Here is a 12392-nt window from a genome sequence, read left to right as displayed (position 1 = left end):
GCAACGCAGAGGTTTTGAAAAGCATGTGCTAATGTGCTTATTAGTGAAAAGTCTACTACAAGAATCGAGCCATAGAATATCTCCTTAAAAATCAAGGAGGTTAAAATTTCACTGTAAGACAACTGCACCATATTAGTGAAGCGCTAAATAGCCCGTGCATCAAATTGGCGCAAAATTGTAGAAAGGAGAAGTCAACAAGTATAGATTTACAATGTAAAGTGGCGACAAAACAAGAAGATAAATAGGTTTTTCTAGCTTAATAACTATGGCTAAACAAGGCTTAGGGTTAGCGTCTTAACTCTAAAGGTCTAAAACAGGCGCGTTGATGTAAGGCAGGAGAGCTTTGTATCAACAATTCAAGAGTAGAAGGCCTGAGACAACTCTTTTCACAGTTGTTGAGAGTGAGTGAGTGGATAGGTAAGTAGACCACTCACTCAATGAATATGCTCACTTCACTGATAGCGATACGTTATCACTGCACTAAGAGAGACCGACGATATTTCCTTCATCATCAAGATCTAAGTTCATAAATGCGGGTTTATCAGGTAAGCCTGGCATCGTCATCACGGTACCAGATAATGCATAAACGAATCCTGCGCCCGCACACAAGCGCAGCTCGCGGATTGGGACGGTAAAACCAGTTGGTGCGCCTTTGACTGCGGAGTCTGTGGTTATCGATAGTGGTGTCTTCGCGATGCAAACCGCTAAGTTGTTAAAGCCTAATTGCTCAAAATGTTTGAGCTGTTCAGTCGCGATAGGAGTCATTTCTATATTGGTTGCTCCATAGCCCGCTTCACATACTGCCATGAGCTTTTCGAGTAATGATTGCTCTTTGTTGTATAACGGACAAAACTCTACAGGCGTGGTACACGCATCAATAACATGTTGAGCTAGTTCCGTTGCGCCTTGTCCGCCTTGCGAAAAAGCGGTGCTGATGGCTACTTTAACTTCGGGATTAAATTGGTGAATCAGCTCTTCAAGAGCTTTAAGCTCTTTCACACAATCTTGTGGAAACTGGTTAATGGCAACGACAGCAGGTAAACCGTATTTATGAACGTTATTTATGTGCCATTTTAAATTTTCAAACCCAGCCTCCAATGCTGCTTGGTCCGGATTAAAAATGGAATCTGGAATAGCCATACCTGGGCGTAAATCGTAGTGTCCAGAATTCGCTTTGAGGCCGCGTAATGTTGCTACGATCACTACACAGTCCGGGGCTTTGTTGGCGGCAGCAGCTTTAATGTTACACGCTTTCTCAAATCCCATATCCGAACCAAAACCGGCTTCAGTTACCGTGTAACCTGACAGTTTTAGCGCAATATCGTCCGCGATAATGGATGAATTTCCATGGGCGATGTTTGCAAATGGACCTGCATGGATCAACGTAGGAACACCTTCTAGAGTTTGCATCAGTGTTGGTGCAATCGCCTCTTTTAGTGTTACTGCCATTGCTCCTGCAACTTGTAGATCTTCCGTAGTGACGGGGTTTCCGTTCAAATCGTACGCTACGACAATTTTCCCAATACGTTGACGTAAATCTTTTAAATCTTTGGCTAGTGCAATTATAGCCATTAACTCGGAAGCAGCTGAAATATCGAACCCTTCGTCACGCTCGAAACCATTGATGGTTTTTCCTGCATCATTGAGGCCAATTTTGACTTTACGTAGTGCACGATCATTATGGTCCATCACTCGTTTCCAAGTAATACTTGCCGTGTCGATTTTAAGTGCTCTTAACCCGGTGCGTGATTCAAAGGCATCATAACCCTCGCGTTGCTCATGGAACAAGCGAGCGTCAAGAGCGGCTGAAGCAAGGTTGTGCGCCGCTGTCACTGCGTGAATGTCACCAGTAAGGTGTAAGTTTAACTCTTCCATTGGAGCTACTTGAGAATAACCGCCGCCCGCTGCGCCACCTTTAATACCGAAGACGGGTCCCATCGAAGGTTGCCTTATACATGCAATAACAGATTGATTAAGCTTTGCTAAACCTTGCGCCAGGCCTATCGTCGTAACGGTTTTTCCTTCGCCAAGAGGAGTCGGCGTGATCGCAGTGACGAGTACAAGTTTACCGTCATCATTTGCTTTGAGTCGTTCCAAACATTTTGGGTGGACTTTGGCTTTGTGCTTCCCGTGAGTGTCATACTCTTCGGGTGATAGTCCTACTTTTTCCGCGATAACATCAATAGAAGAAAGTGGTGTTTTTCGGCAAATTTCGATATCTGACTGCATGGAGAATCCCCAAAGTGGTACTCAGGTAGCGTTGAAAAACTACCTGAGTTATAACGAGTATTATTGTGAGGCAAAGGTCTGCTTGGTGATGGTACTGTTTCGGTTAGGCTTGTAAAGAGTTTACTGCTTCGTATTGTGCGACATACTAACAAAATCTACTCGTTACAGTGCTAGACAAAAACAAAAAGGCCACCAAATGGTGACCTTGATATATTTTCAGCTTTAAAGCTGTCGTTTTAACGATCCCAATAAGTCTCTTCTAAGCTATCTTCTCGTTCAGGAAGCGCTCGCGATAGGCGAGGAGAGTGCTGCGTCAACACTTCATAGCTTACTCGGTTTGCGTATTTACAAATCTGAGAAAGAGAGGAGTAGGTTAAGCATCGTACTTCGTGCTTTTCTGAGTTAGGCACTTCTTTTTGGTGGAAAGAGTTTGCTGCCATGTCATGCAGTAAGGCTGAAAGGGCTGCATCACCTGCACCATTAGTGTTCTTAATCTCTAATGGTCCACCAAGGTAAGGGCCGATGTGAGAGTAGACCTTCATTGGGTTTTGACAGTCTTCTTTACGCATCGCACGACTAAACTCGTACTGGTTAAAGGCTTCGAGGGAGCTTTCAAGGATGTCGTGTGTGGTTTCTCGTTTTACTTTCTCGTCGGTGTAACCAGCCATGTACAGACCATTTGGTCCTGCCGTACAAAGTACGAGATCAACCCATTCAAGTGCTTTATCAGCAGCTGCTAGCGGCTCTGTTTCACCTGTTAGCGCCGCACCTTCTTCTTCATTCATAGCGACAACAGAAATGTTTTCGCGAATGTATTCTTGCCACCACTGTGCGTTACCTTCGATAACGTACTTCGTCCCTAACGTAAGTACAACAGGGACATCGTGCTTCTTAGCAAAGTCGATCGCTCTTTGTACCGCTTTAGGCATTGGATCTTCTTCTTTACCACGCATTAGGTAAGAAGAAACAACCAGGGCTGATGCTTTCTCAAAGATCTCTTCAGGAATGCTTTCCGGAAGTAGTTGATTCATATGACCTTCGTTGATAGCAAATGTACGCTCACCGTCTTGAGAAATTAGGGTGTAGCAGCGACCAATAGGGCCATCTACCGTTTGTAAATGGTTAAGGTTCATGCGTGAAGACGTACGACAAAGGTAGCGATAAGCAAAAGAACCGACTTGAATGTTCTTAGACATCACACCGAGCAAAACGGATTTGCTGTCGGCTAAAACTGAGTAGTTGTGAAGAGTATTGCCAATAGTGTCACCTGGGTATTGGTGTGTGATCAGGCCTTGCTCAACCAGTTCTTCGTAAAGTGCATCTGCTTTGCTTTCTTCAAGAACGAGCGAATGTCCTTTACTCAGGTTGTATTTCTCTAAAAACGCGTCATCTACACGTGCTTCGATATCTACAATGGTTTGACCGACACCAACAATAGTTGGGCGATATAGCTTAGGTGCCTGTCGGATTTGGTTTACTAATGGATCTCGAGCGTGAGTTGGGAAGTAGTGTTTAGATTTACGCTGACCAGGAAACTTCATGCTTGTTCTTGAGTGAGAAAAAAAAGAGGCGGGATTGTATCACAAAAAAATGAAAATCGTGGCGATTTATTACAAAGAAGTCAGCTCGCTGAAAAAATCAGCGAGCTGAGTAAATAGCAACCAAAGCAGCTGCAATTTATGACGCTTGTCGTATTGCAATGGGTTGTTTTTTAAACTTGTTGCTCAGCAGCGCCCGGAAAGAGCCTGCTCCGCGCTAACTAAATTTACCCGCGTTACTTTTTCACTTCAGTTGGCTCAACGTAAGCCTTGGTACCCCAAAGTGGGACTGTCGAAAGGCTATGCTTAAAACTACCATCGGTCTCTTTTGTTGTATAAGACAAGTAGAGTAAGGTTTGGTTATCGGCATCATAAATACGGCGAACCTTCATTGTTTTGAAGAAAATGCTTTTTGACTTCTTAAATACAATTTCACCGGACTTACTCTTATCTATTTTTGCAATCATTTCCGGTGTGATTTCGCCAGTCTGACGACATGATATTGAGCTATCACTTGGATCTGCTAAGCTGAAATCCGCTTCGATAGAGGCGATGTGACATGTGACACCTGTTACCACCTCGTCTTTCAACTCACCGACTTTGATGTCTTTCAAAGTAAACCAACCGAGCCCCACGTCAGCAACATCGTTATCTGAACAACCAACTAGAGTAGTAGCAAGCAATGCACTTAACAGCATCTTTTTCATTATTTTTGTCCTTAACTAGGAAAGATATTGATGAAATCTATCAGAGGTTTGCACCTAAAACAAAATTTAGCCACGGAAAGGTCTATGTGCGCTAGGTTTGTTGCGGGCTTCATGCTAATGTACTGCTCTAAACGAAGGTATCAAGATGAATGAACAACAGTTAGCCAGTATCGAGCGTAAAAATACATGGCTGTATGATCTGGTCGAAGTTGAATTTCCGACACCAGAGAGTTTGAAAGGGCGCGATGTCTATTTCAAAACGCTAGAAAAAGCAACGTATCAAGTAGTCGACAAAGACACACTACTGGAAAGTGACTCTGAATTTAACCTCGACGATATTTTTCTGGTCGATTTTCATCGACTGACCATTATGTTCTCTATCTTGCAATCTCAGCGCTGGGAACAGCAGTATGATAAAGATATGATCATTGAATATCTGACACAGATTATCCTCACGCCAGATTTTGAATTATATGTTGGTTTTAAATCTGGAGTCCCAATTGGTGCTGCTATTGTTAGCCATCTCGAAGGAAATACACTCATCTCTGATGTTGCTGTTTCTGAATCAAAATACAAAAGCTCGTTTGTGGCTGATCTGGCTAAAAGACTAAGCACCGAGCAAAAACTGTTAGACTCAGTGGTTATCGAAAACTAACTTACACATCAATGTGCATAAAAAGTAAAGCAAGATGACGTTGGGTGATCTTGCTTAGAAAAACTGTAATTGCTCCCTTCTATTTCCATGAAATGCCAAGCTCGTCGTTTCAACAATCCCAAACTCAAATAAGATTAATCCAAACATTCTTAAAATCAGCTTGGGCTTGAGCCTTTAAGACGTCTGGAGATGGCTATGGCAATTACCAATATTAAGTGCGTGATATTTGACTGTGATGGTACGTTGGTCGACAGCGAAAGACTGTGTTGCCAAGCGCTCGTCAATGTATTTAACCAGCATGGGGCTGAGTTAACGATGGAAGAGTGCGTTTCTCACTTTAAAGGAGGAAAGCTCGCTGACATCCTTTTAGATACTAAAGAATTGAAAGATATCAAAGTTCCAATTGATGTTTTAGAGCCGCAATACCGAGAAGAAGTCCAGTCTCTTTTTGTGCGTCACTTACAGCCAATGGATGGCGCAAAACGATTAATTCAGTTTTTGGATTCGCATAATATCGAATATTGTGTGGCGTCTAATGGACCTAAAGATAAAATTGAATACGCTTTGGAGTTAACCGGTTTACTCGATGCTTTCCGAGGCAAAGTGTTCTCGGCATTCGATGCGAATAGTTGGAAGCCTGAGCCCGATTTAATCATGTACAGTGCTATGAGCATGGGCTTTTTACCAAGTGACTGTCTTTATATTGATGACACGCCTAAAGGAGTCGAGGCGGGACTAAACGCCGGTATCAAAACGGTGCAGTTATTTAATGGTGAAGCTATCAATCGTGTTGATGACGAGCGTGTAATTCGCATCCATCATTTAGATGAATTAAAAGAGCAGCTGTGTGGCTGCTCTGTTTGACCTATTAATGGCAAACCGGACTTAAGCTGTGGATGTGCTTAAGTTTAGACTGTAGGTAAGGCGTTTGATGTAGACATTGGATAGATGAGAAGTTTTTTGTATGAAATCCGCAAGCAGCGCATGTGAATTTCTCGCCATCCGATGAAATGAGATATTCATCTCCTTGGCAGAGTGGGCAATTCAGGTTCTCTATGTCTTTTGTGTCTTTGTAATTATTCATATTGTTTTCCAGCAGCAAATTGGAATTGGCAAGATCAAGCATAGCGGAACGCTCTGTTTAAGAACATTATTTCATCGGGTACAGCGAGAACTTGAGATTCACTTCAAATATCCACTTGGATGTCGTAGAAAATATCGAAGGTAATAGTTGAACACGGTTTAAAGAAAAGGGCTCCCTAAGGAGCCCTTGTTGATCATAAGTTCCACAACGTTATGCGGTGCGGTAGCGTTGTAATATCTCACCAAGAGAAACGGAGGCTTGCGTGAGATTAGCGACGCCAGCGGTAGATTGCTCCGCCACTTCTCTGATTGTGCTTGATTGACTACGAATTTCTGAAAGTTCCGATGCAATATCGTTAGCAACTGCGCTTTGTTCTTCAGCAGATGTGGAAATCTGAATGCTCATGTCCATTAATGAGCGTGCTGACTCGGCAATAGAGGTAACATCATGGCCGATTTCATCAATAAGCTGGCTGCTGGTTTGAGCTTGCTGAACGGTTCGGTTGGTGATTGAAGCAATGTTCTGACTCTCTATTTGAAGCTTCTCAATCATGGCTTGGATCTCTACTGTTGCCTGTTGAGTTCTGCTTGCTAATGTACGTACTTCATCGGCAACCACTGCAAATCCACGACCTTGTTCACCAGCACGGGCTGCTTCGATTGCTGCGTTTAGTGCCAACAGGTTAGTTTGTTCTGAAATGGCGTTAATCGTTGTGATCACGTCATTAATCTGCGTCGTATTCTCGTTTAAATTGGTTACTGACGTAGAGGCTTGTTCAATATAGCTAGATAACGTCTCTATCTCGCCAATCACGTTTTGTACACGGCTTCTGCTTAGTTCGATCTTCTGGGCATCTTGGTCTGACTGCGTCGTTGCTTGTTGAGAAATACTTGATACCTCCTTTGCAGAGGCTGTCATTTCTTCCATTGCCGTCGCGACTGAATCAAGCGTTTGATATTGATGAGATATCTGGGTTTCACTCAACTGCATATCTTTTTCGAATGCAGAAGATGTCTCGCTCAACATCGTTGCATTATTTTTAACACTATTAACCAGTTCACTTAAGGTATCCATAGACTTGTCTAGCGCACAGCCGATGGTACCGAATTCATCTCGACCTGGATGGAAACCAAGGCGAGAGGTTAAGTCACCGTCACCAATTTTTTCGGTTGTTGTATATAAAACCCACAGAGCTCCTCCGATAAACGTTGCCACCCAGTAAGAGAATAGGGCAAAAGGAATACCCCATAAGAAGCTGAGTAATAGTGACGATAGAGCTGATGATTTTAACGATTCGTATTGTGTGGACACATTTTGAGTCAGCTTAATCACTTCTCCAGAATGCAACTTGGCATAAGCGGTCACAGACCCATCGACAAAAGAACTCTCGCTTACGCGGTTCGATTTCGATACGCCGTCAATTTCTGTAGCGCGGTTTGATTGAGCATCAACGATACCAGAAAGCTTCGCTTCGCTCGCCGAGATGGCTTGCTGCTCAAATTGTTGTATTTCATTGAAGTAGCGGCTTCCAGCCACTGAAGTGAGGGCTACTAAAAACAGTAGGAATATCACCCACATTTTGTCGTTGATAGACATCTTGATAAACAGCCTGTCTATCGTTCTAAACTCAACTTCTCTCATTTAAAGCTCCATTAGAGATAAAAGATATTGACCAAATCTATTGCTATATCGAAACAAAATATGCGAAGTTAATCAGCAAAATATGTAACGAATACTAAATTTAGTTTAAGAAATGAGATCTAAGGACGCCTATAACAGTATGTTATATCTTTAAATTGACATGAATGTTGATAAAAGAGTCATTTCTCTAAAGTGTTAAGCGGATATGAAACTTAATTGCAATCGTTTACTTTTGATTATGCTCATAGGTTTTTAAATCTTTACTTCTCGCTGTCATGAATGTGTCATATAAAGACTATAAAAAGGAGTTGCTGATGTGGATATGGCAAGAGTCAGGCCGTCAGCAAGTAAAAGCAAGAGAGCTTAAAATAAAGGAGGTCACAATGAGCGACCAATACCAAAACGATGAGAGCCTAGAGCTGCTAGATGCGCTTGAAATTGGCATTATCTTGTCGGAATACGTTGGCTCAGACAACGAAGCCGAATAGCGGAACACTCTCATCTCGTCGTAATTGACGTTATACTAGGTTCATGTCACACCAAGCCCTAGAAGCCAAAACTGGCGTCGAATGAACTTTCTAGCCCACCTGCATATCGCAGAACACAGTAACAGCCATTTATTGGGAAACTTGCTTGGAGACTTCGTAAAAGGAGATCCAAGCAAGCTGTATGATCGCGATATCTCAAATGGCATCAGATTACATAGATTTGTTGACCGTATTACTGACCATCATCCAATCGTCAACGAATGTAAGCCTCATTTCACTGGTGTTGCGAGACGTTTTGCACCTATCGCTTTAGATATGTTTTGGGATCATTGCCTCGCAAAACACTGGAACGACTTTCATTCCGTGTCTCTCGAACACTTTGTAAAAACGGCATACGAGAGAGTAAACCGAGAGGTTCATGAACATTTGCCGCCACGTTTTTTGGTGCTCCACAGCAGAATGTGGCATGGCCGATGGCTTCAATCCTATCAAGATCTAGACAATATAGAATTTGCACTACATCGGATGTCGCAAAGAAGTCCTAGAATGGCAGACTTAACCACAACATTTAAAGTGATTGAAAGTGATTACACCGAATTAGAAGAGAAGTTCTCGTCACTTTATCGAGATGTTTTGCGCCAGTCGTATGATTTTCAGCAACAGCTTAATGACTCAACTCAATGAGATAGAAAAGTAGTATGGCTTTAGGGGCTCTGGTAAACTCTGCGCTCCAAAAATAATGAGGTTACACATGTCTGTTAATTTTGCTGATTTAGGCATCGAACAAAAGCTAATCGAGACGCTAGGCAATCTAAATATCGTGACGCCAACACCAGTGCAAGAAAAGTCAATTCCACACGTCCTTGCAGGAAAAAACTTACTTGCTGCTGCACAAACTGGTACGGGAAAAACGGCTGCGTTTGGTTTACCTATCATACAAACCGTTCAGCAAAAGAAACTTAATGGCACACCTCGAGCATTGATTTTGGTTCCAACACGCGAGCTTGCACAGCAGGTATTTGATAATTTGAATCAGTACTCGGCAGAAACAGAACTTCGCATCGTGTGTGTTTATGGTGGTACAAGCATTGGCGTACAAAAGAGAAAGTTAGAAGAGGGCGCTGATATTTTGATTGCCACGCCAGGCCGCCTTTTGGATCACCTGTTTAATGGTAACGTAAACATCTCTAAAACCGGTATGCTCGTGTTAGACGAAGCCGACCGTATGTTAGATATGGGATTTTGGCCTGACTTGCAGCGCATCTTCCGACGTTTGCCTGCTGAGAAACAGATCCTATTGTTCTCTGCGACATTTGAGAAGCGAATCAAAACTATTGCGTATAAACTCATGGAATCGCCAGTTGAAGTCGAAGTTTCACCAGCAAATACGACTGCTGAAACGGTAACACAAATGGTTTATCCAGTGGATAAAAAACGGAAACGTGAATTGCTAGCGTACTTAATTGGCTCGCGGAATTGGCAGCAAGTGCTTGTATTTACAAAAACGAAGCAAGGCAGTGATGAGTTAGCGAAAGAGCTCAAGTTAGATGGCATCAAAGCGGTTTCTATCAACGGTGATAAATCACAGGGTGCCCGCCAAAGAGCTTTGGATGAATTTAAACAAGGTAAGGTACGTGCTTTGATTGCAACCGATGTGGCAGCACGAGGGTTAGATATTCAAGAGCTAGAACAAGTCGTGAACTTTGATATGCCATTCAAAGCAGAAGATTATGTCCATCGAATTGGCCGCACTGGAAGAGCAGGAAAGTCAGGTTTGGCGGTTTCTCTGATGAGTAGAGATGAGGAGTACTTGTTGCAAGCTATCGAGAATCTGCTTGATCAACGCTTACCCCAAGAATGGCTGGCAGGTTTCGAACCAAGTCTTGTAGAAGAAATTGAGCCTGAACAAAATGGGGGTGGGCGTCGTCGTAGTCGTTCATCTGAGAAGCGTAAGCTAAAAGCAAAATTGGCGATTCATAAGAATCGTGGTAAATCACGTAGCTCTCGCTAAACCGCGCAAACTTTTGTTCTTACATAGTCAGGCTGTTTTTGCCTCTTCATAGACGTCTAACGTTTGGGGGATAGCAAGTAGGTACCCTTGATACATATCGAAACCGAGCTTTTTCATTAAGCGAAGTTGATGCTCGGTTTCAATTCCTTCGATAACGGTTTTAGAGCATAACGCTTTTGCGAGCGATAATGCATCGTTAAGCGCTTTAAAATCACCGTTTTCATACCTTAGCAATAAAGAGCGATCCATCTTGATTATATCTGGGCAAACGCTTCTCACTCGCTCAGTTGTCGATGCATTGACGCCATAATCGTCAATCGCTAATTTAAATCCTTCAAGACTTAACTCCCGAGCAGCTTGAGACAAAGAGAGTTCATCCTCCACCTTCAATTCAAGTAACTCCATGACGATTTGTTCATTCATCAAATGCGATTCATAAATGGTTTGTTTTAGCAGTCGGTTATAAGTGATGTCTTTAACTAGTATCTCTGCCGCTACCGGTAATACATTGAGAAGCAATTGTTTTGTGTGAAAGCGAGACTGAGAGAAATTTTTGATATGGATTAGGCGACTTAAGCGTTCAACATTGAGCAAATCTTGAGTGGGAGTCGCTTTGGATTGGAAAAACTGATCTGGCCTAACCATGGTGCCATTGGCATTGCTAATTCTTACCAGTGCTTCAAGGCCAACGATGGAAATATCGTTCTTATATATGGGTTGAAAGACACTGCGGAGAGTGAAGTTCGCGTATTTCGCAATATACTGCCCGTCGGCTTGTTTCCGGATGCAACTAAGTAGTTGCGAGATGCTCATCATTGTTACCACAACCTAAATCAATGTCTCAACATCAGCGTTATCGCGCTAATTTTTCTATTTCATTGGCAATGAATCTAAGTGTGCTCATTAACTCAAGCAAGAACGATGGTAATGGATGGGTAGGTTTGTCGAGTGACATCAAACAAATTGATGAAATAATTGATAATCTCAGCACTTCAATTTGATGCTACCATTGCAGTACGGCATACAACTGCAAATATTTTCTGACTAACTGCTGTTTGTTCGAACGCCGTAAAGGATGCCCAAACTTAATGTAACAAGGGCTAATACCGAATCGAGTGTCCAACGATTGCGTGAGTTGCGACTCGCTGGTGTACAGTGTGATTCCTTGTTCTGTGTATTCGTTGATCTGATCGGGTAGTTCACCCATCCACCAATGAAGCAATTCTCGGCTCGTTTTGCTGCGACTTATCCAATGATCGCAAACCAAAAAGAGTAGGTCATTAGGCTGTAAGGCATAGCCATATTCACTCTGCCATTCCGTAATTGATGAGAGTAAGTTTTCCCGGCAAGATTTTCCGGCACTGACCATATGGTGACTCAGAACCCAGACAGTGCCAATGTCGGATGAAATTCGATAGTGATGGGGAAGGTCTGGAGAATCCAACACTTCGATTGGCTTTATCACGCAGTTGTATCCAAAGTGACGAAAAGTATGTTCCATCCTTCTTGAAAACGCGAGACCAAGATGATGCTCACTCATGCCTTGGTTATGCACCGCAGGGTAATGCTTTTCACACAGCTTAAGACAGTCGTCTTGAAAATCATTAACACTTTGAATAACTAGGTCGAGTAGCAAAGAATATCCCTTAATAATTACAAAACGAACTGCAAAAGGTTAGCATAGTCTTTTGAGAATAGACTAATTTACTTCGGCAACTTCTTGATCTAAACACCAAATTTCTCACAAATGACCGTGTCTAATCTTTAATAGAGCAATACGAAAGAAGCAGAAGTTGAACAAAAATTTGAAAGGGAAAAAATGATAAAGCTAGAACGCGCACAAAAAGAGGCGTTGGCCACCGCCATTCAAGATTACATGCAAGACGAGCTAGATGTTGAAATTGGCCAGTTCGATAGTGAGTTTCTAATTGATTTTATTACAGAAAAACTAGGACCAATTTATTATAACAAGAGACTATGGCGTCAATAGTTAATTTTTGAGGCTATCTGTATCCCACATAACACCATCTCTTAGCATT

11 protein-coding genes and 1 pseudogene are annotated in these 12392 nt (G+C 42.5%); 6 read left to right on the top strand and 6 right to left on the bottom strand.

The annotated features are described in order from the left end of the window. Positions 1 to 480: 480 nt before the first annotated feature. The 3 genes from R7Z77_RS17980 to R7Z77_RS17970 form a co-directional block, all read right to left on the bottom strand. Positions 481 to 2229 carry a formate--tetrahydrofolate ligase gene (locus R7Z77_RS17980; RefSeq protein WP_054730044.1) on the bottom strand — a complete coding sequence of 583 codons (1749 nt, stop codon included), beginning with the start codon at positions 2227 to 2229 and terminating at the stop codon, positions 481 to 483. A 236-nt stretch (positions 2230 to 2465) separates the two neighbouring features. Beyond that, a complete protein-coding gene (locus R7Z77_RS17975) occupies positions 2466 to 3770 on the bottom strand; it encodes an inosine/guanosine kinase (RefSeq protein WP_005376376.1) in 1305 nt (434 codons plus the stop codon). Positions 3771 to 4003: 233 nt separating this feature from the next. Then, entirely contained in the window at positions 4004 to 4474 is a 471-nt protein-coding gene (locus tag R7Z77_RS17970) for a CreA family protein (protein ID WP_005397614.1), read from the bottom strand. 145 nt (positions 4475 to 4619) lie between these two features. Here R7Z77_RS17970 and R7Z77_RS17965 point away from each other — a divergent pair, with 145 nt between their 5' ends. Together R7Z77_RS17965 and R7Z77_RS17960 are read left to right on the top strand one after the other, a co-directional pair. Continuing rightward, entirely contained in the window at positions 4620 to 5129 is a 510-nt protein-coding gene (locus tag R7Z77_RS17965; protein WP_213965241.1) for a flavodoxin, read from the top strand. 195 nt (positions 5130 to 5324) lie between these two features. Next, positions 5325 to 5993 carry an HAD-IA family hydrolase gene (locus R7Z77_RS17960; protein ID WP_047103569.1) on the top strand — a complete coding sequence of 223 codons (669 nt, stop codon included), beginning with the start codon at positions 5325 to 5327 and terminating at the stop codon, positions 5991 to 5993. 430 nt (positions 5994 to 6423) lie between these two features. On the opposite strand, the gene R7Z77_RS17955 is transcribed toward R7Z77_RS17960, so the two are convergent. Continuing rightward, positions 6424 to 7854, bottom strand: coding sequence for a methyl-accepting chemotaxis protein (locus R7Z77_RS17955; RefSeq protein ID WP_213967991.1), 1431 nt, complete (start codon positions 7852 to 7854; stop codon positions 6424 to 6426). A gap of 314 nt (positions 7855 to 8168) precedes the next feature. Here R7Z77_RS17955 and R7Z77_RS17950 point away from each other — a divergent pair, with 314 nt between their 5' ends. The 3 genes from R7Z77_RS17950 to R7Z77_RS17940 all read left to right on the top strand — a co-directional run bounded on the left by R7Z77_RS17950 (position 8169) and on the right by R7Z77_RS17940 (position 10353). Further along, positions 8169 to 8342 (top strand): hypothetical protein, encoded by a 174-nt coding sequence (locus R7Z77_RS17950; protein ID WP_005376381.1) that lies wholly within the window; start codon positions 8169 to 8171, stop codon positions 8340 to 8342. An 81-nt stretch (positions 8343 to 8423) separates the two neighbouring features. Beyond that, positions 8424 to 9026 (top strand): ACP phosphodiesterase, encoded by a 603-nt coding sequence (locus tag R7Z77_RS17945; protein ID WP_053303599.1) that lies wholly within the window; start codon positions 8424 to 8426, stop codon positions 9024 to 9026. Between the two features lie 67 nt (positions 9027 to 9093). After that, complete coding sequence (locus tag R7Z77_RS17940) at positions 9094 to 10353, top strand: DEAD/DEAH box helicase (RefSeq protein ID WP_213967992.1); 1260 nt, start codon at positions 9094 to 9096, stop codon at positions 10351 to 10353. Positions 10354 to 10380: 27 nt separating this feature from the next. Here the strand turns inward: R7Z77_RS17940 and R7Z77_RS17935 are convergent, their stop codons facing one another. Together R7Z77_RS17935 and R7Z77_RS17930 are read right to left on the bottom strand one after the other, a co-directional pair. Then, the gene (locus R7Z77_RS17935) at positions 10381 to 11169 is read right to left on the bottom strand and encodes an EAL domain-containing protein (RefSeq protein ID WP_213967993.1); all 789 of its coding nucleotides are present in this window, start codon (positions 11167 to 11169) and stop codon (positions 10381 to 10383) included. 187 nt (positions 11170 to 11356) lie between these two features. Further along, positions 11357 to 11989 carry a hypothetical protein gene (locus tag R7Z77_RS17930; RefSeq protein WP_005376385.1) on the bottom strand — a complete coding sequence of 211 codons (633 nt, stop codon included), beginning with the start codon at positions 11987 to 11989 and terminating at the stop codon, positions 11357 to 11359. A gap of 183 nt (positions 11990 to 12172) precedes the next feature. Between R7Z77_RS17930 and R7Z77_RS17925 the strand changes: the two are divergent. Continuing rightward, positions 12173 to 12325 (top strand): annotated as a pseudogene (locus R7Z77_RS17925) (DUF2164 family protein); the annotation flags it as partial. Between the last annotated feature and the right edge of the window lie 67 nt (positions 12326 to 12392).

Source organism: Vibrio sp. 1401 (genome assembly GCF_033340295.1).
Note: the sequence above shows the minus strand (reverse complement) of the source record. Positions and strands in the feature narration are given on the sequence as shown.